At 67.6% G+C, this 19,716-nt stretch carries 21 protein-coding genes; 12 read left to right on the top strand and 9 right to left on the bottom strand.

The window, feature by feature from the left end:
- Positions 1–18 precede the first annotated feature (18 nt).
- From tkt to IE88_RS0100670, 6 genes are all read left to right on the top strand, one after another.
- A complete protein-coding gene (tkt, locus tag IE88_RS0100695) occupies positions 19–1,995 on the top strand; it encodes a transketolase (protein ID WP_031549055.1) in 1,977 nt (658 codons plus the stop codon).
- Between the two features lie 12 nt (positions 1,996–2,007).
- Positions 2,008–3,021: a type I glyceraldehyde-3-phosphate dehydrogenase gene (gene gap, locus IE88_RS0100690; protein WP_031549052.1), complete on the top strand. Its 1,014-nt coding sequence runs from the start codon at positions 2,008–2,010 to the stop codon at positions 3,019–3,021.
- A gap of 10 nt (positions 3,022–3,031) precedes the next feature.
- Entirely contained in the window at positions 3,032–3,463 is a 432-nt protein-coding gene (locus tag IE88_RS0100685; RefSeq protein WP_031549049.1) for a hypothetical protein, read from the top strand.
- Between the two features lie 49 nt (positions 3,464–3,512).
- Positions 3,513–4,712: a phosphoglycerate kinase gene (locus IE88_RS0100680; protein ID WP_031549046.1), complete on the top strand. Its 1,200-nt coding sequence runs from the start codon at positions 3,513–3,515 to the stop codon at positions 4,710–4,712.
- A 17-nt stretch (positions 4,713–4,729) separates the two neighbouring features.
- On the top strand, positions 4,730–5,779 hold the full coding sequence (locus tag IE88_RS0100675; protein WP_031549043.1) for a class I fructose-bisphosphate aldolase: 1,050 nt from the start codon (positions 4,730–4,732) through the stop codon (positions 5,777–5,779).
- A 125-nt stretch (positions 5,780–5,904) separates the two neighbouring features.
- Positions 5,905–7,218, top strand: a complete 1,314-nt coding sequence (locus IE88_RS0100670; RefSeq protein ID WP_031549040.1) for a Do family serine endopeptidase — start codon at positions 5,905–5,907, stop codon at positions 7,216–7,218.
- Here IE88_RS0100670 and IE88_RS0100665 read toward each other — a convergent pair.
- Genes IE88_RS0100665 through purQ form a run of 3 tightly spaced genes read right to left on the bottom strand, consistent with a single transcriptional unit; the run spans position 7,197 to position 11,487 of the window.
- Positions 7,197–8,096: an aldo/keto reductase gene (locus IE88_RS0100665; protein WP_031549037.1), complete on the bottom strand. Its 900-nt coding sequence runs from the start codon at positions 8,094–8,096 to the stop codon at positions 7,197–7,199. The genes IE88_RS0100670 and IE88_RS0100665 overlap by 22 nt on opposite strands.
- A gap of 5 nt (positions 8,097–8,101) precedes the next feature.
- A complete protein-coding gene (gene purL / locus IE88_RS18785) occupies positions 8,102–10,828 on the bottom strand; it encodes a phosphoribosylformylglycinamidine synthase subunit PurL (protein ID WP_162178271.1) in 2,727 nt (908 codons plus the stop codon).
- On the bottom strand, positions 10,825–11,487 hold the full coding sequence (purQ, locus tag IE88_RS0100645; RefSeq protein ID WP_031549034.1) for a phosphoribosylformylglycinamidine synthase subunit PurQ: 663 nt from the start codon (positions 11,485–11,487) through the stop codon (positions 10,825–10,827). Before purQ ends, purL begins: the two co-directional genes overlap by 4 nt.
- A gap of 114 nt (positions 11,488–11,601) precedes the next feature.
- Between purQ and IE88_RS0100640 the strand changes: the two genes are divergently transcribed.
- Positions 11,602–12,189: a flavodoxin family protein gene (locus tag IE88_RS0100640; RefSeq protein ID WP_031549032.1), complete on the top strand. Its 588-nt coding sequence runs from the start codon at positions 11,602–11,604 to the stop codon at positions 12,187–12,189.
- 72 nt (positions 12,190–12,261) lie between these two features.
- Here the strand turns inward: IE88_RS0100640 and rpmG are convergent, their stop codons facing one another.
- On the bottom strand, positions 12,262–12,429 hold the full coding sequence (rpmG, locus tag IE88_RS0100635) for a 50S ribosomal protein L33 (protein ID WP_031549029.1): 168 nt from the start codon (positions 12,427–12,429) through the stop codon (positions 12,262–12,264).
- A gap of 232 nt (positions 12,430–12,661) precedes the next feature.
- On the opposite strand from rpmG, the gene IE88_RS18455 reads away from it, so the two are divergent.
- Together IE88_RS18455 and IE88_RS0100625 are read left to right on the top strand one after the other, a co-directional pair.
- On the top strand, positions 12,662–12,835 hold the full coding sequence (locus IE88_RS18455; protein WP_202900383.1) for a hypothetical protein: 174 nt from the start codon (positions 12,662–12,664) through the stop codon (positions 12,833–12,835).
- 120 nt (positions 12,836–12,955) lie between these two features.
- A complete protein-coding gene (locus IE88_RS0100625) occupies positions 12,956–13,360 on the top strand; it encodes a hypothetical protein (protein WP_031549027.1) in 405 nt (134 codons plus the stop codon).
- Here IE88_RS0100625 and IE88_RS0100620 read toward each other — a convergent pair.
- Positions 13,315–14,490, bottom strand: a complete 1,176-nt coding sequence (locus IE88_RS0100620; RefSeq protein WP_081871316.1) for an MFS transporter — start codon at positions 14,488–14,490, stop codon at positions 13,315–13,317. The genes IE88_RS0100625 and IE88_RS0100620 overlap by 46 nt on opposite strands.
- 183 nt (positions 14,491–14,673) lie before the next feature.
- Here IE88_RS0100620 and IE88_RS0100615 point away from each other — a divergent pair, with 183 nt between their 5' ends.
- The 3 genes from IE88_RS0100615 to IE88_RS16965 are packed head-to-tail and all read left to right on the top strand — an operon-like array spanning position 14,674 to position 16,717.
- Positions 14,674–15,261 carry a LemA family protein gene (locus IE88_RS0100615; RefSeq protein ID WP_202900382.1) on the top strand — a complete coding sequence of 196 codons (588 nt, stop codon included), beginning with the start codon at positions 14,674–14,676 and terminating at the stop codon, positions 15,259–15,261.
- Positions 15,258–16,106: a TPM domain-containing protein gene (locus tag IE88_RS0100610; RefSeq protein ID WP_051881315.1), complete on the top strand. Its 849-nt coding sequence runs from the start codon at positions 15,258–15,260 to the stop codon at positions 16,104–16,106. Before IE88_RS0100615 ends, IE88_RS0100610 begins: the two co-directional genes overlap by 4 nt.
- Positions 16,100–16,717, top strand: a complete 618-nt coding sequence (locus tag IE88_RS16965; protein ID WP_051881314.1) for a hypothetical protein — start codon at positions 16,100–16,102, stop codon at positions 16,715–16,717. Before IE88_RS0100610 ends, IE88_RS16965 begins: the two co-directional genes overlap by 7 nt.
- On the opposite strand, the gene yihA is transcribed toward IE88_RS16965, so the two are convergent.
- From yihA to rpmH, 4 genes are all read right to left on the bottom strand, one after another.
- Entirely contained in the window at positions 16,714–17,331 is a 618-nt protein-coding gene (yihA, locus tag IE88_RS0100600) for a ribosome biogenesis GTP-binding protein YihA/YsxC (RefSeq protein ID WP_031549016.1), read from the bottom strand. The genes IE88_RS16965 and yihA overlap by 4 nt on opposite strands.
- Before the next feature lie 2 nt (positions 17,332–17,333).
- Positions 17,334–19,115 (bottom strand): membrane protein insertase YidC, encoded by a 1,782-nt coding sequence (yidC, locus tag IE88_RS0100595; protein ID WP_031549014.1) that lies wholly within the window; start codon positions 19,113–19,115, stop codon positions 17,334–17,336.
- Between the two features lie 62 nt (positions 19,116–19,177).
- Positions 19,178–19,555: a ribonuclease P protein component gene (gene rnpA / locus IE88_RS0100590; protein ID WP_081871315.1), complete on the bottom strand. Its 378-nt coding sequence runs from the start codon at positions 19,553–19,555 to the stop codon at positions 19,178–19,180.
- Positions 19,512–19,646 (bottom strand): 50S ribosomal protein L34, encoded by a 135-nt coding sequence (rpmH, locus tag IE88_RS0100585; protein WP_031549008.1) that lies wholly within the window; start codon positions 19,644–19,646, stop codon positions 19,512–19,514. The genes rnpA and rpmH overlap by 44 nt, the downstream gene beginning before the upstream one ends.
- Positions 19,647–19,716: the final 70 nt, after the last annotated feature.

Here is a 19,716-nt window from a genome sequence, read left to right as displayed (position 1 = left end):
AGACTCGCAAGGAATTCTCTGGTGGATATCGAACAATTGCGCTCACAGGCGGCAGCTATCGCGGTCTTGTCCATGGATGCGGTGGAGAAGGCGCAGTCCGGCCACCCCGGCATGCCGATGGGCATGGCCGATGCGGCGACCGTCCTCTTCACGCGCCACATGAAGTTCGACGCGCAGGCGCCCGACTGGCCCGATCGCGACCGCTTCGTGCTGTCGGCCGGCCACGGCTCCATGCTGATCTACAGCCTGCTCTACCTGCTCGGCTATCCGGGCATGGAGATGGACGACCTCAAGAATTTCCGTCAGCTGTCGTCCAAGACGGCGGGCCATCCCGAATACGGCCATGCGCCGGGGATCGAGACGACGACCGGTCCGCTCGGCCAGGGCCTCGGCAACGCCGTCGGCATGGCGATGGCCGAGGCGCATCTCAATGCCCGCTTCGGCGACGACGTGGTCGATCACCGCACCTGGGCCATCGCGGGCGATGGCTGCCTGATGGAAGGCATCAGCCAGGAAGCGATCGCGCTCGCAGGCCATCTCAAGCTGCGCAAGCTCTGCGTCCTCTGGGACGACAACGGCATTTCCATCGACGGCAAGATCTCGCTGTCGGACTCGACCGACCAGCGCAAGCGCTTCGAGGCGTCGGGCTGGAAGACGCTGGCCTGCGACGGCCATGACCCCGAGGCGGTCGATGCCGCTCTCGAAGAGGCCAAGACCTCCGACCGCCCGGTCCTGATCGCCTGCAAGACGACCATCGGCAAGGGCGCGGCCGTCAAGGCCGGCACGGCCAAGGCGCATGGTGCGCCTCTGGGCGAGGAAGACATCGCCGCCGCGCGCAAGAGCCTCGGCTGGACCGCCGAACCCTTCGTCGTTCCCGATGAGGTCGAAAAGGCGTGGCGCGAGGCCGGCAGCCGCGGCGCCGCGGACCGCGAGGCCTGGGAGAAGCGGGTCGACGCTGCGGAGAACGGTGCGGCGTTCCGCGACTGCCTCAAGGGTGATCCCGCCAAGGCCATCGAGGCGCTCAAGGACCATGCGAAGGACCTCGCCGCAGAGGGCGGCGCGGTGGCCACCCGCAAGGCGTCCGAGAACGCGCTCAAGGTCATCAATGCGGCGATCGAGACCACGCTCGGCGGCTCGGCCGACCTGACCGGCTCGAACAATACCCGCACGGAAGATCTCGGCGTCTTCTCCTCCGAGGATTACGCCGGGCGCTACGTCCATTACGGCATCCGCGAGCACGGCATGGCCGCGGCGATGAACGGCATCGCGCTTCATGGCGGGGTCATCCCCTATGGCGGCACCTTCCTGGTCTTCGCGGACTATCTGCGGCCGGCCGCACGCCTCGCCGCGCTGATGGGCGTGCGGGTCGTCTACGTGCTGACCCACGACTCCATCGGCCTCGGCGAGGACGGGCCGACCCACCAGCCGGTCGAGACGCTGGCGAGCCTGCGGGCGATCCCGAACCTCGCCGTCTTCCGTCCCGGCGACGCGGTCGAGACGGCCGAGGCCTGGGCCTGCGCCCTGTCGCGCACCGAAGGGCCCTCGGTCCTCGCGCTGACGCGCCAGAATATCGGTCCCGTGCGCGATGACGCGTCCGAGAACGAAACGAAGCGCGGCGGCTATGTCCTGCGCGAGGCGGAAGACGCGAAGGCGACGCTGTTCGCCACCGGCTCGGAAGTGGACATCGCGCTCGAGGCGCAGGCGCTGCTCGAAAAGGACGGCATCGCGACGCGCGTCGTCTCCATGCCCTGCTTCGAGCTCTTCGCCGAGCAGGACGCGGACTACATCGCCAAGGTGCTCGGTGACGTGCCGCGGGTCGGCATCGAGGCGGCGATCCGCCAGGGCTGGGACGCGATCCTGCATGCGGGCGGCACGCGCGGCGATTTCGTCGGCATGACCGGCTTCGGCGCGTCCGGCCCCTACAAAGCGCTCTACGAGCATTTCGGCATCACGGCAGAGGCGGCGGCCGACAAGGTCCGCGCGCTGATCGGTTAAGGAGGAAGCATCATGGCTCTGAAAGTCGGCATTAACGGGTTCGGACGGATCGGACGCCTCGCGCTCCGTTCCATGATCGAGCATGACCGCAGCGATATCGAAGTGGTCGCGATCAACGATCTCGGCCCGGTCGAGACCAATGCGCATCTGCTCAAATATGACAGCGTGCATGGCCGCCTGAATGCGGACGTCTCGGTCGAGGGCGAGAACCTGCGCGTCAACGGCAAGACGATCGACGTCACCGCCGAGCGCGACCCTTCGGCCCTGCGCTGGGGCGAGCGGGGCGTGGACATCGTCTTCGAATGCACCGGCATCTTCACCGATCCGGCCAAGGCGAAGGCCCATCTCGAAGCGGGCGCGAAGCGCGTCCTCGTCTCTGCGCCCCTCTCCAAGGCGCTGAACGAGAAGACGGTGGTCTATGGCGTCAACCACGATGCGCTGACGGCCGAGGACACGATCGTCTCCAACGCATCCTGCACGACGAACTGCCTCGCCCCCGTCGCCAAGGTCCTGCACGAAGCCTTCGGCATCGAGCGCGGCTACATGACGACGATCCATTCCTATACGGGTGACCAGCCGACGCTGGATACGCTGCACAAGGATCTCTACCGGGCCCGCGCGGCGGCCAGCAACATGATCCCGACCTCGACCGGCGCGGCCAAGGCGGTGGGCCTCGTCCTGCCCGATCTCAACGGCAAGCTCGACGGCTCTGCCGTGCGCGTGCCGACGCCGAACGTGTCGATGATCGACCTCGTCTTCCAGCCGCAGCGCGAAGCGAGCGTCGAGGCGGTCAATGACGCGATCCGCAAGGCCGCTGACGGCGAGCTCAAGGGCGTCCTCGGCTATACCGATGAGAAGCTGGTCAGCTCGGACTTCAACCATGACAGCCATTCGTCGACCTTCGCGACGGCGCAGACGCAGATCGTGGACGGCAATCTGGTCCGTGTCCTGAGCTGGTACGACAATGAATGGGGCTTCTCGACCCGCATGGCGGACACGGCCCTCGTCATGGCGAAGTTCCTTTAAAGAGGGCGGCATGCGGCGCGCGCTTCCGGTTCTCCTCCTTCTCGCCGCCTGCGGGGGCGGGGAGGAGACAGTGCCCTCGGAGGAGGCCGGGGCACCGCGAGCGCCCATGGCCCAGACGCGTCCCGCCCCAGGCGTTCATCCCTTCCAGGGGCTTTGGGCGGGAGAGGGCACGAATTGCGCCCTTAGCCCCGGCACCGCGCCCGAAGCGCCGGTGGAGATCACCGCCGAGCGCTTCACGGGCTACGAGAATGCATGCGACCTGCAATCGGTCCGCGTGCTCGAAGCCAATGTCCGCTTTCGCGTCGGCATGCGGTGCGAGGGCGAAGGCATGCCCTATGAGCGCGAAGTGACCTACACGCTCTCTCCCGATGCCCTTCTGGCGGAGGAGGGAACACGCTCGGCGGTGTTCACCCGTTGCGATCCCGACGAGGCGGCCGGCTGAAAGGTCCCCGATGCCGGGCGCCCAGGAACGAGACTGAAAAGAGGCGATTATGGCCGGCTTCAATACGATCGACGATCTCGGCGACCTCTCCGGCAAGAGGGTCATGGTGCGCGTGGACTTCAACGTCCCGGTCAGGGACGGCGAGGTCTCCGATGCGACGCGGCTCGAGCGGGCCGTGCCGACTGTCCGTGAGCTGAGCGAGAAGGGGGCGAAGGTCATCCTGCTCAGCCATTTCGGGCGGCCCAAGGGGCAGCGCGACGAGACGATGTCGCTGCGCCCGGTCGCGGAAGCCTTCTCAGAGGTGCTGGGCCGGCAGGTCGGCTTCGCGGCCGACTCGGTCGGAGAGCCTGCGAACGACGCCGTCGCGGCGATGCAGCCGGGCGATGTCCTCCTCCTCGAGAACACGCGCTTCCACGCCGCCGAAGAGGCCAATGACGAGGTCTATGCCAAGGCGCTGGCGATGAATGCCGATGCCTATGTCAACGACGCCTTCTCGGCGGCGCACCGGGCGCATGCCTCGACCGAATTCCTCGCGCAGCTCGTCCCCGCCGCAGCGGGGCGCGCCATGCAGCGCGAGCTCGACTACCTCAATGCGGCGCTGGCCGCGCCCGAGCGCCCGGTCATGGCCATTGTCGGCGGCGCCAAGGTCTCGACCAAACTCGACGTGCTGACGAACCTTCTCGGCAAAGCCGACAAGATCATCGTCGGCGGCGGCATGGCGAACACCTTCCTCCTCGCCATGGGCGAAGATGTCGGCAAGAGCCTCGCCGAGCCCGATCTCGTGCCCACGGCCAAGGAGATCCTGTCGCGGGCCGGCGCGCAGGGCTGCGAGATCATCCTGCCGCGCGACGTGGTGGTCGCCGCCAAGTTCGAGGCGAATGCCGATACGGCGGTGCGCGCGGCCGATGCGGTGAAGCCGGGCGAGATGATCCTCGATCTCGGCCCCGACAGCGTCGATGCCTATGCCGAGGCGCTGGAGGGCTGCAAGACGCTGATCTGGAACGGGCCCCTTGGCGCCTTCGAGACGCCGCCCTTCCATACGGCGACGGTCGAACTGGCCCGCTATGCCGCGAAGCTGACGAAGGAGGGCCAGCTGACCTCCGTCGCCGGCGGCGGGGACACGGTCGCGGCGCTCAACATGGCCGGCGTGGCCGACGATTTCACATACATCTCCACCGCAGGGGGCGCGTTCCTTGAATGGATGGAGGGGAAGACGCTTCCGGGCGTCGCGGCCTTGAGCCGGAATTGAGGAAGGAAACGAATAGAATGGCGGAACGCAATCTGGACGACCTCAACGCGGTCGCCCGCGCCATGGTTGCTCCCGGCAAGGGAATCCTCGCTGCGGACGAATCGACCGGCACGATCAAGAAGCGCTTCGACTCCATCTCGGTCGAGAGCACGGAGGACAATCGCCGCGACTATCGCGAGCTGCTCTTCCGCACAGAGACCGCCATGCGCGAGCATATTTCAGGCGTCATCCTGTTCGACGAGACGATCCGCCAGAAGGCCGCCGACGGCACGCCGCTGACAAAGCTGATCACCGATGCGGGCTCGATCCCCGGCATCAAGGTCGACAAGGGCGCCAAACCGCTGCCCTTCGCGCCGGGCGAGAAGGTGACCGAGGGGCTCGACGGCCTGCGCGAGCGGCTCGCCGAATATTACGAACTCGGCGCGCGTTTCGCCAAATGGCGGGCGGTGATCGATATCGGCCGGGACGGCGACGTCACCATTCCTTCGGCCGACTGCCTGCGCACCAATATGCATGCGCTCGGCCGCTATGCGGCGCTGTGCCAGGAAGCCAATATCGTTCCGATCGTCGAGCCGGAAGTCCTGATGGACGGCGACCACGACATCGACCGCTGCTTCGAGGTGACGGCGGCGGGCCTGCGGCTTCTCTACGATGAACTCTTCATCCAGCGCGTCGCCCTCGAAGGCACGATCCTCAAGCCGAACATGATCGTCCCCGGCAAGAAGGCCAAGACGCAGGCAACGAGCGAGGAAATCGCGGAGAAGACGGTGAAGTGCTTCCGCGAGACCGTGCCTGCGGCGGTGCCCGGCATCGTCTTCCTCTCGGGCGGCCAGTCCGAGCGCGAGGCGACCGAGAACCTCAATACGATGAACAAGATGTACAAGGACGAGATGCCCTGGTCGCTCTCCTTCTCCTATGGCCGGGCGCTCCAGGCCTCCGCGCTCGATGCGTGGAAAGGGCAGGCAGGCAATGTCGCCGCGGCGCAGCGGGCCTTCGACCACCGCGCCAAGATGAACGGGCTCGCCCAGCAGGGTGCCTGGTCCGAAGCGGTGGAGGACGCCGCCTGAGGGCATTGCCTCCGGGCTCGACCTGAACGGAGGCCGCGGCGGAACACTCGCTGCGGCCTTCGCGCCTCTTTGCCGCCGGCTGGTTTGCCTCTACGCTTCGGATACTCTTTTTCTGGATATTTCCGATGCGCATCCTGATCGCCACGCTGCTTGTCGCCGCTGCTCTTCTCGCCGCGCCCGCTCCGGCTCTGGCGCGGGGCGCTCCCGACAGCTTCGCCGACCTCGTCGAGCGCGTCATGCCGGCGGTGGTGAACATCTCGACCTCGCAGACCGCGCTGCCGGGCGGAAGCGACGGCCAGGCGGTCTCGCTCGGATCGGGCTTCATCGTCGACGAGAGCGGCATCGTGGTGACGAACAACCACGTTATCGCGGAGGCCGACGAGATTCTCGTCATCCTGGCCGATGGAACAGAATATCCAGCCCGCCTGCGCGCCGCCGACCGGGAGACCGATCTCGCCGTGCTGCAGATCGAAGCGGACGAGAAATTTCCCCATGTCCGCTTCGGCGACAGCGACGAGCCGCGGGTGGGCGACTGGGTCGTCGCCATCGGCAACCCCTTCGGCCTTGGCGGGTCGGTCAGCGCCGGTATCATCTCGGCGCAGAACCGCGACATCGACTCCGGCCTCTATGACGACTTCATCCAGACCGATGCCGCCATCAACAGGGGCAATTCGGGGGGGCCCCTCTTCGACATGGACGGCCGGGTCATCGGGGTGAACACCGTCATCTTCAGCCAGACCGGCGGCTCGGTCGGCGTCGGCTTCGCCGTGCCGGGCAATCTCGCCCAGAGCGTGGTGCGCCAGCTCATCCGCTATGGCGAGACGCAGCGCGGCTTTCTCGGCGTGACGCTGGACGAGGTGACGCGCGATACGCAGCGCCGTCTGGATCTTGCCAGCCGGGACGGTGCGGTCGTCGTGCGCGCCCGCGCGAATTCTCCGGCTGCGGAGGCGGGGCTGCGCGCCGATGACGTGATCCTGCGCTTCGGCGGCAAGGAGATCCGGGAGCGGCGCGACCTGACGCGGGCGGTCGCCGACACGGCCGTCGGGGAGACCGTCCCGTTGCTGGTGCTGCGCGAAGGCCGGCGCCTCCCGCTCGAAGTGACGCTGGCGCGGCGGGAAACCGCCCTGGCCGCGGCTCTCGGGGCGCCCGCCGTCGCCGCTGCGGGCCTGACCCTTCAGGCCGCCACGCGCGAAGTGCGGGCCGCCTACGGCCTGCCGGAGGATGTCGAAGGCGTCGTCGTCACCTCGGTCGATCCGCAAAGCGCGCTCAGCAGCGCCTTGCGGCCAGGGGACGTCATCCTGGAAGTGGGATGGAACGAGGCGCGCGACCCGGGCGCCGTGGCCGATCAGCTGGCGCGCCTGCGCGAGGTGCGGTCCGGCCCCGTCCAGATCCTCGTGCAGCGCGGCGACAGGCTCTTCTACGAGACCATCAAGCCCTGAAGCTTCGCCTTCAGCGCATCCGGCAGCGGGCGGGCCGCCGCCTCGGCGGATGCCCGGATGTGCCGCGCTTTCGTCGTCGTGGTCAGGATCAGGTCGGGCGACAGGCTTTCGCGGACGAAGGCGAGGGCGAGGGCCGCGGGCGTCCATCCGGACTCCTCGTGCAGCCATTTCGCCCGCCGCGCCATGCGCAGCTCGTCCCTGTTCTTCAGGAAGGCCCGCGCGGCGTACCAGGCACCAGAAGGCGTCCGGGGTAGCAGGATGTCCCGCCGCCAGAGGCCCTGCGCCAGGGGCGCGACGATGGCGATCTTCTTGCCCTGCCGCTGCCCCGCCCTCAGCGCCACGCCATTGTGCTGACGCAGCACGTTATAAGGCGCCATCAGCCAGTCAATGCCGCCGGTTCCCGCGGCATGCGCCAGCTGCCTGCCGTCGCTGCAGCTGCCGATGGCGCGGATGAGGCCCTGATCCTTCATCTCGCATAGAAGAGGCAGGCATTCATCGATCTGGCGCTCATCCGGGCCGTGCAGATAGAGGATGTCGAGGGCGGATATGCCCAGATAGGCCAATGTCTCCTCCACCTGCCGCCGCAGGCGAGCGGGCGAGAAGTCCTTGGCGATCTTCCCGTCCCCCGCAGGAAAGGAGCCCGCCTTGCTGCTGATGCAGAGCGCGCTCCTCGCCGCGCTGCCCTCGGCCTCCAGCCGCGTTAGCAGGCGGCCGAGCCGGGCCTCTGCCGCACCGCCCGCATAGGACGGGCTCGTGTCGAGATGCCGGATGCCCGCGCCGAGTGCCGCTTCGAGTACGCGCTGCGCCTTCGCCTCGGAAAACCAAGGCATGGCCCAGGGCCCGGAGGCCCCGAAGCCGAGGCTGGACGCTTCCGTCACGGGCCTCAGTCCTTGGGCGCGGTCTCCAGCGCGAGGGCGTGCAATTCGCCGCCCATCCGGCCCTTCAGCGCCTTGTAGACGAGCTGGTGCTGCTGCACGCGGTTCAGCCCGTCAAAGGCGGAGGAGACGATGCGCGCCTTATAGTGGTCACCGTCGCCGGCGAGATCGGTGATCTCGACTTCGGCATCGGGCATTGCGTCCAGGATCAGCGTGCGGATGTCGTCGGCGGCCATGGGCATGGGTTCGGTTTCCTCGGTCGTCTCGAACAGAGAGGGCAGGGTGTCTTCGTGGAGGCGGTGCAGGGTGAGGAGGTCGAGCCGGTCTCTTCCGTCGAGCACGATGGCGTCGCCGCCGAAGACGCCGAGGCGGCTCGCCTGCACGCCGCCCATGGCGCATTTCAGGACGACATTGTCGGCCTCTGCGGCCGGCACGGCGATGAGGTAACGCCCCTGATCCTCGCCGAACCAATAGGCCGCTCTGCGCTCCTTGACCGGCGTCGTCAGGGCGAGGCCTTCGCCGCAGCCAAGCGCCATTTCCGCCGCTGCGACGAGGATGCCGCCATCGGAGACATCGTGCACGGCCGTGACCGGGCTCGTGCCGATCAGCTTGCGCACGAGCTCGCCCGCCTTGCGCTCGGCGGCGAGGTCGACGGGCGGCGGCGCGCCTTCTGTCAGGGCGAAGAGGTCGCGCAGATAGAGCGACTGGCCGAGCCAGCCGCGGGTGACGCCGAGCGCGATCAGCGCATCGCCCGCCCGCGCGCCGTCCATCCGGGCGCTCGCCTTGGCGTCCTGAAGGAGGCCGACCGCGCCGATTGCGGGCGTCGGCGGAATGCCCTTGCCGCTCGTCTCGTTGTAGAGCGAGACATTGCCCGACACGACAGGGGTGGACAGCGCTTCGCAGGCCTCGGCCATGCCTTCGAGGCAGCCGACGAACTGCGCCATGATCTCGGGCTTTTCGGGATTGGCGAAGTTCAGGCAGTTTGTGATCGCCAGCGGCTCGGCGCCGACCGCGCAGAGATTGCGATAGCTTTCGGCGACGGCCTGCTTTCCGCCCATGCGCGGATCGGCGAGGCAGTAGCGCGGGGTGACGTCGGTCGAGATCGCCAGCGCCTTGTCCGTGCCGTGCACGCGCACCAGCGCCGCATCGCCGCCGGGGCCCTGCACCGTGTCGCCCATGACCGTGTGATCGTATTGCGACCAGATCCAGGCGCGCGAGCAGAGGTCGGGCAGCGCCATCATGCGGGCGAGGGCGGTCAGCATCGTATCGCCGGAAGGTGTGTCGGCGAGGCTGACGGTGGTCTCCTCTTCCTCGGTCTCGACCTCGGCCACGCCCGTCTCGCCGAGGTTCCGCGCGGCCGACAGGAAGGCGTCGAAGACGTCCGAGGCGGCGTCGATGCTGGCGCGGGCGAGGATGGTCACCTGCCGCTTGCCCTCGGTGATGCCGATGCCAGCGACATCGGCGCGGCCCGCCAGCGTCTCCTCGATCAGGGCGGAGGTGACGGCGTCGAGATCGCCGTCCTTGAGCGTCAGCCGGACCTCGGCCTCGCGCACGACGACCTTGGGGTCTTCGAGCGCCGGCACGTCGGGCAGGGCGGTATGCGCCCGGTCATAGTTCGGCGCCTCGTCGGCGAGCGGTCCGACAGGCAGGTCCGCGACCACCTCGCCGCCATGGCGGATGACGAGCTTGCCGCTATCGGTCGTCTCGCCGATCACGGCGAAATCGACGCCCCACTTGTCGAAGATCGCGCGCGCCTCGTCCTCGCGGCCGGGCTTGAGGACCATGAGCATGCGCTCCTGGCTCTCCGACAGCATCATTTCGTAAGGGGTCATGCCCTCTTCGCGCTGGGGCACGTTGTCGAGGTTCATGTCGAACCCGCCAGCGCCCGCCGCGATGCCGCCGGCGGCCATCTCGACAGAGGAGGATGTGAGGCCGGCGGCCCCCATATCCTGGATGGCGAGGATCGCGTCCTTCGCCATCAGTTCGAGGCAGGCTTCGAGGAGCAGCTTCTCGGTGAAGGGGTCCCCGACCTGCACGGTGGGGCGCTTCTCTTCGGAGGCCTCGTCGAATTCGGCCGAGGCCATGGTCGCCCCGTGAATGCCGTCGCGCCCGGTCTTGGAGCCGACATAGACGACGGGATTGCCCGCGCCTTCGGCCGCCGACAGGAAGATCTTGTCCTGATCGGCGATGCCGACGCACATGGCATTGACGAGGATGTTGTCGTCATAGGCGGGGTCGAAATTCGTCTCGCCGCCCACCGTCGGCACGCCCATGCAGTTCCCGTAGCCGCCGATCCCGGCCACGACGCCGGACAGGAGGCGCTTGGTCTTCGGATGATCGATCGAACCGAAGCGCAGCGCGTTCATCATCGCGACCGGCCGGGCGCCCATGGTGAAGACGTCGCGCATGATGCCGCCCACGCCCGTCGCGGCGCCCTGATAGGGCTCGATGAAGCTGGGGTGGTTGTGGCTCTCCATCTTGAAGATCACGGCCTGCCCGTCGCCGATATCGACCACGCCGGCATTCTCGCCGGGACCGTGGATCACGCGCTCGCCCTTGGTCGGCAGCTTGGCGAGATGGCGGCGGGAGGATTTGTACGAGCAGTGCTCGGACCACATGACCGAGAAGATGCCGAGCTCGAGGAGGTTCGGCTCGCGGCCGAGAGAGCTGACGAGGCGGTCGTATTCTTCGGGCTTCAGGCCGTGCTCGGCGATGGTGTCGGGAGAATGCGTCACTGGATCGCCTCGATCAGCTGGCGGAAGAAGACGGCGCCGTCCTCGCCGCCGAGAAGCGGCGAGATGACCCTTTCGGGATGGGGCATCATGCCGAGCACATTGCCCTTCTCGTTGAGGACCCCTGCGATGGCGCGGGCCGAACCGTTGACGTTCTCGACATAGCGGAAGGCGACGCGCCCCTCGCCCTCGATGCGGTTCAGTGTCTCCTCGTCGGCTTCGAAATTGCCGTCGTGATGGGCGACCGGGAAGCGGACATAGGCGCCGCTCTCATAGCCCCTCGTGAAGGGGCTGTCCGTCGAATCGACCCGCAGCGTCCGCATGCCGCAGACGAAATCGATATGCGCATTGCGCAGGAGCGCGCCGGGCAGGAGCCCCGCCTCGGTCAGGATCTGGAAGCCGTTGCAGATGCCGAGGACCGGCACCCCGTCGCCCGCGCGCTTCGCCACCTCACCCATGATTGGGGAGCGTGCGGCCATGGCGCCGGAGCGCAGGTAGTCGCCATAGGAAAAGCCGCCGGGGACGACGATCAGGTCGGCCTGCGGCAGCTCGGTCTCGGCATGCCAGACCATGGCGGGCTCATTGCCGGTCGCGGCACGGAGCGCGACCTGCGCGTCTCTGTCGCAATTGGCGGCGGGGTGAACGATGACGGCGGTTTGCATGCGGGGGGTCTAGGGGGCGGCGCGCGCCGCCGCAACGCAGCTTTGCGCCTTTGGCGGCTTGTCCGTGGCGCCCGAAGGACGACCTTGGAGGCGAAGACGCTTTGAGGAGGCAGCATGACCAAAGTCGCGATCGTCTATCACTCGGGCTACGGCCACACCAAGCTTCAGGCCGAGGCCGTGCGCGATGGCGCGCAAGGGGTGGAGGGGACCGAGGTCCTGTTCCTGACCGCGCAGGAGGCGGAGGCGGATCTCGACCGGCTCGACGATGCCGACGCCATCATCTTCGGCGCGCCGACCTATATGGGCTCGGCTTCCGCGCCGATGAAATCCTTCATGGACGCGACGTCCAAGCCCTGGTTCGCCCAGAAGTGGAAGGACAAGGTCGCCGGCGGCTTCACCAATAGCGGCGGCCTGTCCGGGGACAAGGTCCAGACGCTCGAGCAGTTCGTGATCCTGGCGAGCCAGCACGGCATGATCTGGGTGCCCAATGCGCTGGGCAACGAGACCCAGCAGGAGGGCTGGGCCAGCGGCGACCCCAACGGCATCAACCGCGTCAGCGGCTTTCTCGGCGCCATGGCGCAGTCCGAGAATGCCGAGCCGGGACCGAACAACCCGCCAAAGGGCGATATCAAGACCGCCCGCCTCTACGGCGAACGCATCGCCAAGGCCGCGCAGCGCTGGGGGCGGGGCAAGCTCGACTAAGTTCAGGCAAGCGACGAGCAAAGGAAAAGGGCGCCCCGAGGGGCGCCCTTTTTCCTGAGGAAACGCGAGACCTTACTTGATCTTGCCTTCCTTGAAGTCGACGTGCTTGCGCGCGATCGGATCGTATTTCCGCATGACCATCTTCTCGGTCATCGTGCGCGTGTTCTTCTTGGTCACGTAGAAGTAGCCGGTGTCCGCCGTGGAGTTGAGGCGGATCTTGATGGTGGTCGGTTTGGCCATGACGAGGCGTCCCTGTTCGGGTGATCGGAACGCGGGAAAATAACGGCGCGGCGCGGCGTGTCAACGCGCAACCGGACCTCACTTGGCTGTGAAATGATGCGAATGATTATCAAAGTAATTGAGAACGACTTTCATAGTAAGGAACAAACATAGTTTCCTTTTGCTGTTGAGCGGGCAGAACCAAATTGGTAGGAGGGTGTTGGACACACGTAATCGATCGACGGAGGCTGATATGCACTGCCAAACTTGCGCTCATTTCTACGAAGACGGCTCGCAATGCCGCCGCTACGCCCCGCAGCCGAAAGAGCAGGACGCCAAGGCCCAATGGCCGACGGTCGGCGCTCAGGACTGGTGCGGCGAATATCAGGCCGACCATGCCAAGGAAGGCAAGACGACGGCGGCTTAACCGCCCCCCTTCCGTGAGGGAAAAAGGGCCGGCCTGCGCCATGCAGGCCGGCCCTTTTTCGTGACGGGTCGGTAAGCGGGAGGGGCTTGCAGCTGGAATGAGAATGATTATCATTCCGGCATGAGCATCACCCAAGACGACCTCTGGACGCTTCGCCATCTCCGCGCCGCCTGGTCGGCGGACGAGACCGAACGCCGCGCTTCGGCCGAGGCGCTCGCGCAATATCCCGGTCGCGCCGAGGGGCGTGTCGCGGGATGGGCCTTTTCGAGAGCCGCGAGCGCGCTTGCTCGCAATGCGCGCCGCCCCTTGCGGATCGGAGAGGGCATCGTGCCCAGCCACGATGAACGGACGCTCCTCAAGGTCGCCCGCGCGGTCGCCGAGAACGATTGGGATGCAGCCGACAGCGCCGCGCGCTGGCTGATCCGGCGCAACGGCGTTGCCGATTTCACCGAAGCGCTCGCCCCGGCGGCCTGCGCCGCTTACGGCAGATCCGCTCCGCGCCGCGCGAAAACCGCGCACGCATAAGCCGCAAGGATTGCGACGATCAGGATGGTCATGCCTTCATGGCCGGCCGTTCCGCGAATCGCGCCCGCGGCCATCGGCCCGACGATCGCGCCGAGGCCCCAAGCCAGAGCATAGCCCGTGCTCGCCGCGGTAAGGCGCGGGCCTTGGAACCGGTCGCCGAGCAGGATCAGCCCGGTGGTCGAGATGCCGCCGACCAGCCCCCCAAGGAAGAAGACGCAGACGAAGAGGCTCGGAACCGCGTCGTCCGCCAGCGGCAGGGCGGCGGCCGCCAGCGTCGCGCCGAGCGCGCAGCCGAGCAGCATGCGCAGAATGCCGATTCGGTCGGCGGCCTGGCCGATCAGATATTGCAGGGCGAGAAGGCCGATCCCGTAGGCCGTGACCACTTCTGCCGCGACACGCTCGCCGAATCCGACCTCGATCGCCAGCACCGGCAGGAAGACGAGCGTCGCGCTCTCGACGGCGCCGAAGACGGATGACGCGCCGAATGTCACGGGCGCGGTCTTCATCACGGGCAGGACCCGCATTTCGGAGCCTTCCGGCTGCGCGCGCGGCGCGCGGGCGAGCAGGATCGGGATGGCGGCGAGGGAGAAGATCCCGATCCCCGCGAGGAAGGGCGCGATCCCGTCATAGCCTGTCCGCGACAGCATGAGGGGGCCTAGGGCGAAGCCGAGCGCGAGGCAGGTCGAGTAGATGCCGATCATCTGGCCACGCCGCTCGGGCGGGGCGGCGCCGTTGATCCAGACCTCGGAGCCCACGAACATGCCCGATGCCCCCATGCTGAAGAGGAAGCGCAGAGGATACCAGGCCGGAATGAAGTCGCCCGCCGCGTAGATGGCGAGATAGGGCCCGATCATCACCGCGATGCTCAGAAGCAGGAAGCGCTTGAGCCCGAGGCGCGCGATGAGCCGCGGATAGAGCGGCGTTGCGACGACGACGGCGATCGCGCCGACGCCGGTATTCGCTCCGATGACGAAGTCAGAGGCGCCATAGCGCTCGAGCAGCACCGCGAAGAGCGGAATAGAATGCCCGAATCCGGCGCCGGCGACCGAGATCGCGGCGATGGCTGCGAAAAGGCCGAGCATCCGCTCCCGCGTCGCCGCGGGCGCAGCGTCCTGAGTGCTGGCGCTCATCGTGCGGAGGGGGCTGCTCGCCGGGAAGAGGAGAGGCGCGGCGTCATGCTGGGCTACATGACGGCTCCCTTGCCTTCCGGCAAGCCGCCGCGCGCCTTCGAAGCGGCTGTGCCGCAGGCTGGATCGGGAGCGCGAAACATCGTCTCTTCCGGTCCGCTGGAATCAATGCCAAGGGAGCGCGTGATGCGACCGATCCTGTTCCTCGCCGCGCTGCTGTGCCTCTCGGCATGCGGCATCAATGACGTGCCCGACAAGCGCAATACGGTCGATGCCGCCTGGGCGGAGGTGCAGAACCAGTATCAGCGCCGGGCGGACCTGATCCCCAATCTCGTGCGCACGGTCGAAGGCTATGCGCAGCAGGAGCGGGACGTCCTGCGGGAGGTGGTCGAGGCGCGCTCGCGGGCGAGCTCGATCCAGTTGAGCGCCGACGACCTGACCGACCCGCAAAGGGTCGCGCAGTTCGAGGCGGCGCAGCAGCAGCTCTCGGGCGCGCTGTCGCGCCTTCTCGTGACGGTCGAGCGCTATCCCGAGCTGCGCTCCAACGAGAACTTCCTCGCCCTCCAGTCGCAGCTCGAAGGCACCGAGAACAGGATCGCCATCGCCCGCCGCGACTATATCGCGACGGTGCAGGACTATAATCGCGAGTTCATGGTTCTGCCCGACCGCTGGGTCGCGGCGATCTTCAATGGCGGCTATGAGCGCGCCGCGCCCTTCGAAGCGGCGCCGCAAGCGCAGGAGGCGCCGGAGGTCTCCTTCGGCACGGACGGGTGAGCCTGCGCATCGCTCTCTTCTGCCTCCTCCTCCTCGCTGTGCCCGCCCGGGCGGCGGAGCCATCGTTTCCGGAGCTGACGGGGCGGGTGGTCGACGGGGCGGAGATCCTGCCCCCCGAAACGGAGGCGGCCCTGACCCGCAGCCTGGCGGTGTGGGAGGAGCGCTCCTCCGATCAGATCGTCATCGTCACCGTGCCGGACCTTCAGGGGCTCGAGATCGAGGAATACGGCTACCGCCTCGGCCGCGCCTGGGGCATCGGGGTCGCTGAGAGCGAAGCGGGCCGCGCGCTCGACAATGGCGCGCTGCTGATCGTCGCGCCGAACGAGCGCGCGGTGCGGATCGAGGTCGGCTACGGGCTCGAACCCGAGCTGACCGATGCCGTGACCTCGACCATTCTGCGCCGGGCCGTGCTGCCGCGCTTTCGCGAAGGCGACTATGCCGGGGGCGTCACGGCCGGCGCCGAGGCCATGATCGCCGTCCTGTCCGGCGAGGGGAGCGAGTGGCAGGACCGGCGCGAACGCGCGGGCGAGCGTCCCATGGCCGATGGCGAGGGCGGCATGCCCTGGCCGCTTCTGATCTTCGTTCTCCTGTTCGTCCTGCCGCCGCTTCTGAGCCGGCTCCGGCGGAGGCGGGTCGTGTTCGACTCCGATCCGGAGCATCGTCGGCATCGGCGTCATGATCCCGCACTCGACAGCCTCGCCTGGATCATCGCCGCGCAGGCCGCGAGCGGCGGCAGGCGTGGCGGCTTCTCTTCGGGCGGCGGCTTCGGCCATGGCGGAGTGTCGGGCGGCTTCACGGGCGGCGGCGGCAGTTTCGGCGGAGGAGGCGCATCGGGATCATGGTAGACCTGTTCGAGGAGGAAGAGCGCGCACGGATAGAGGCGGCGGTCGCGACGGCCGAGCGGGCCTGCGGCGCGGAGATCGTGGTGATGGTGGTGCAGGCCGCAACCGATTACCGCGCGCTCGAATTCCTGCTCGCAGCCGTCCTGGCGCTGGCGTTGCCGGGCCTGCTTTTGGCCTTTCCGACGGTCCCCGCGCTCTTCATCTGGCTCGCCCAGCTCGTGCTCTTCATCCTTCTGGGCGTCTCGTTCCCGGCGATGTCGCTCGGGCGGCGCATTGTGGGGCGGGCGCGGCGCGAGCGGGATGTCCGCGCGGCGGCCGAGGCGCAGTTCTATGCCCACGGCCTGCGGCGGACCCGGGCGAGGGCGGCGGTGCTGATCTTCGTGGCGTTCGAGGAGCGCATGGTCGAGCTGCTCTACGACGACGCAGCGGGCGCGGCGGTCAGTCCCGCCGAATGGCGCGGGCTCGCAGGGCATCTCGCGCGGCGCATGAAGGCGCGCGAGACGGTCGCAGGGCTGGAGGAGGCAGCCGCCCGGGCCGCCGAGCTTCTCGCGCCGCACCTGCCGCCGGACGACGCCGACCGGAACGAGCTGCCCGACCTGATCGTCCGGTCCTAGCTGTCGGTCAGGCTGCCAAGCTCGGTTCGCAGCTCGGCGAGGCCGAGATTTTTCTCCGACGATGTCAGCAGCACGTCCGGGTGCGCGGCGGGCCGCTTGGCGATCGCCTCGGCGACGGCCGCCGTCACCGCCTTTGCGGCAGGCGGCTTGATCTTGTCCGATTTGGTCAGGACGATCTGATAGGGCACGGCTGCCACGTCGAGCGTGTCCATGGTCGTCGCGTCCACCGGCTTGAGCCCGTGCCGGCTGTCGATCAGCACGCAGACCCGCCGCAGATTGGGCCGCCCGCTCAGATAATCGAGCGTCAGGCCGGTCCAGCTTTCCACGTCGCTACGGCTCGCGCGGGCATAGCCGTAGCCCGGCAGGTCGACGAGGCGAAGCTGGCCGCCGAGGTCGAAGAAATTGAGCTCCCGCGTGCGGCCGGGCGTGTTCGAGGTCCGCGCCAGCGCCTTCCTGCCGGTCAGCGCATTGAGGAGGCTCGACTTGCCGACATTGGACCGCCCCGCGAACGCGACCTCCGGCAGGTCGGCCTCGGGAAGGTCCTCCATGCGCACGACCCCCAGCGAGAAATCGCAGGGGCCGGCGAAGAGTTTGCGTGCGTCCTCGGGCGTCATGCCTATTCGGCAGGCTTGTTCGTGTTCGCGGCGAGCCGCTTCCTGCCGAAGCTCGACTTGATATTGCCGAGAATGTCCGGATCGGCGCCCGCCCGCTTCATGATCACATATTGCTGGATGACGCCGAGCAGCGTGTTCCAGAACCAGTAGAGCACGAGGCCCGCCGCGAAGGGCGCGAAGATGAAGACGAAGAAGAAAGGCATCAGGCCGAAGATCTTCGCCTGCATCGGATCGGGCGGCGGCGGGTTCAGCTTGGTCTGCACCCACATGGCGATACCCATGAGGAGCGGCAGGATGCCGATGCCCAGGAACGCGCCGACCACCGGCACCACGCTCGGATCATAGGGCAGGAGGCCGAACAGGTTGAAGATGGTCGTCGGGTCCTGCTCCGAAAGGTCCTCGATATAGAGGAAGGGCTGGTGGCGCAGCTCGATCGTGGTGAAGAGCACTTTGTAGAGCGCGAAGAAGATCGGCATCTGCGCCAGGATCGGCAGGCAGCCTGCGGCAGGATTGATCTTGTGGCGCTTGTAGAGCGCCATCATTTCCTGCTGCATCTTCATCTGGTCGTCCTTGTGGCGCTCGCGCAGCGCCGCGACCTCGGGCTGGACTTTCCGCATCTTCGCCATCGACCGGTAGGAGGCGTTGGCGAGCGGGAAGAGGATCGCCTTGATGACCAGCGTCAGGGCGAGGATGGCGACGCCCCAATTGCCGAAGATGTTCGCGAAGAACTGGAGACCGGCGAAGATCGGCTGGGTCAGGAAGAACAGGAAGCCCCAGTCGATCGCCTTGTCGAAATCATGGATGCCGACCTCGCGCTCATATTCGCGCAGGAGGGAGACCCGCTTTGGACCGGCGAAGATCTCGCCCGCGACCGTCGCGCGCTCTCCGGGCTGAAGGATCGTCGGATCGAGCTGATAGGAGGTACGGAAGACCGGATCGTCCGCCGTGCCGAGCTGCTTCACCTCGGCTTCGAAGGGCACGTCCTGCGGCGGGATGGCGGCCGAGAGCCAGTATTTCGAGCTCATCCCGACCCAGCCGCCGACGCCTTCCTGCGCGAAGCCGCCCTTCTTGATGACCTTGTTGTATTTGCGCTCCATCAGACGGTCGCCCGCGACGGTGACGGGGCCTTCGAACAGGATCGCGCCCTTGCGCAGGTTCTCTGGAATGCCTCGCTGCATGACGAGGGAGAAGGGCAGGAGGGTCTGCGCCTCGCCGGTGGCGTTCACCACCGTATGCTCGGTCGAGATGAGGTAGCGGTCATCGATCGAGAAGGTCAGCCGATGCTCGATCCCGTTCGAGGCGCGGGTGAGAGTGACGGGCGTCGAGGGCGTCAGGACAGCGCCTTCCTGAGCTTCCCATACGGCGCGGTCTCCGACATCCGCGCCCACCGCCATGCCGGGAATGACATATTGGGCGATGCCGGAGCGGGCCGGGCTGAGCAGGATCACCCGCGGGGAGTCCTCGTCGGTCTCGATGTGGTAGTTCTTGAGCGTGAGGTCGTCGAGCCTGGCGCCGCGCAGATTGATCGAACCGGTCAGCTCCGGCGTGTCGATCGGAACGCGGCCCGGCGCGGCCTTGAGCGCGTCGATCCTGCTGAGCGTGGCATCGACGGCGGGGGCTTCGAGACCGGCAGTCACGTCCGCGCCCGCGCGCTCTGCCGCTTCGATGCCCGCTTCGCGCTGCTGAGCCTCGAAGGCCTCCTGCTGCGGCGAGAGGACGAGCTGGTTCCACCCGATCAGGATCAGCCCGGTCAGGACGAGCGCGAGAATGAGATTGCGGTCCATGGAGGTTCCGTTCGGCAGCGGGCGGCGGCGCGGAACTCACATTTGTGCGAAGGTGAGCTCGGTCAACCGTTCGCGCGGTCTATGAGCGCGCCGCGGAGATCGTCAAGAAGAGCATCGAAGGGCCGTTCCGCGGCGCCCGGCCGGGCGATCAGGACATAGTCCATGCCGGGGCGTCCATGCTCCGGCAGAACCTGCCGCGCGGCCGCGCGGAACCGGCGCTTGATCCGGTTCCGGCAGACCGCATTGCCGATCTTCTTCGTGACGGTGAAGCCGACCCGCATTTCAGCCGACCCATTGGGCAGGCTCTGAAGCAAGAAGGCCGGCGTGCCCCGGCGCCGTCCCTTGCGCAGGCGCAGGAAATCTGCCCGGCGCCGGAGGACGGTATAAGGCGGCAGCTTAAGCGGAAAGCTTGTTGCGGCCCTTGGAGCGGCGTGCGGCAAGGACCTTGCGGCCGCCCACGGTGCTCTTGCGCGCGCGGAAGCCGTGACGGCGCTTGCGCTTGAGATTGCTCGGCTGGAAAGTGCGTTTCATGACGGGCCTCGGAGAGGGATTGAAAATCGAACGGGGCCTCTAGGACGCAGATCGCGAAGGGTCAAGAAGG

The organism is Parvularcula oceani (assembly GCF_000733125.1).
Classification (GTDB): Bacteria; Pseudomonadota; Alphaproteobacteria; order Caulobacterales; family Parvularculaceae; genus Parvularcula; species Parvularcula oceani.
This window is presented reverse-complemented; position numbering and strand designations above follow the sequence as displayed.

What these genes read in the sequence shown, in the direction of transcription:
- gap (WP_031549052.1), top strand. Translation starts at nt 2,008, where the DNA reads ATGGCTCTGAAAGTCGGCATTAACGGGTTCGGACGGATCGGACGCCTC.
- IE88_RS0100685 (WP_031549049.1), top strand. Translation starts at nt 3,032, where the DNA reads ATGCGGCGCGCGCTTCCGGTTCTCCTCCTTCTCGCCGCCTGCGGGGGC.
- IE88_RS0100680 (WP_031549046.1), top strand. Translation starts at nt 3,513, where the DNA reads ATGGCCGGCTTCAATACGATCGACGATCTCGGCGACCTCTCCGGCAAG.
- IE88_RS0100675 (WP_031549043.1), top strand. Translation starts at nt 4,730, where the DNA reads ATGGCGGAACGCAATCTGGACGACCTCAACGCGGTCGCCCGCGCCATG.
- IE88_RS0100670 (WP_031549040.1), top strand. Translation starts at nt 5,905, where the DNA reads ATGCGCATCCTGATCGCCACGCTGCTTGTCGCCGCTGCTCTTCTCGCC.
- purQ (WP_031549034.1), bottom strand. Translation starts at nt 11,487, where the DNA reads ATGCAAACCGCCGTCATCGTTCACCCCGCCGCCAATTGCGACAGAGAC.
- IE88_RS0100640 (WP_031549032.1), top strand. Translation starts at nt 11,602, where the DNA reads ATGACCAAAGTCGCGATCGTCTATCACTCGGGCTACGGCCACACCAAG.
- rpmG (WP_031549029.1), bottom strand. Translation starts at nt 12,429, where the DNA reads ATGGCCAAACCGACCACCATCAAGATCCGCCTCAACTCCACGGCGGAC.
- IE88_RS18455 (WP_202900383.1), top strand. Translation starts at nt 12,662, where the DNA reads ATGCACTGCCAAACTTGCGCTCATTTCTACGAAGACGGCTCGCAATGC.
- IE88_RS0100625 (WP_031549027.1), top strand. Translation starts at nt 12,956, where the DNA reads ATGAGCATCACCCAAGACGACCTCTGGACGCTTCGCCATCTCCGCGCC.
- IE88_RS0100620 (WP_081871316.1), bottom strand. Translation starts at nt 14,490, where the DNA reads ATGAGCGCCAGCACTCAGGACGCTGCGCCCGCGGCGACGCGGGAGCGG.
- IE88_RS0100615 (WP_202900382.1), top strand. Translation starts at nt 14,674, where the DNA reads ATGCGACCGATCCTGTTCCTCGCCGCGCTGCTGTGCCTCTCGGCATGC.
- IE88_RS16965 (WP_051881314.1), top strand. Translation starts at nt 16,100, where the DNA reads ATGGTAGACCTGTTCGAGGAGGAAGAGCGCGCACGGATAGAGGCGGCG.
- yihA (WP_031549016.1), bottom strand. Translation starts at nt 17,331, where the DNA reads ATGACGCCCGAGGACGCACGCAAACTCTTCGCCGGCCCCTGCGATTTC.
- yidC (WP_031549014.1), bottom strand. Translation starts at nt 19,115, where the DNA reads ATGGACCGCAATCTCATTCTCGCGCTCGTCCTGACCGGGCTGATCCTG.
- rpmH (WP_031549008.1), bottom strand. Translation starts at nt 19,646, where the DNA reads ATGAAACGCACTTTCCAGCCGAGCAATCTCAAGCGCAAGCGCCGTCAC.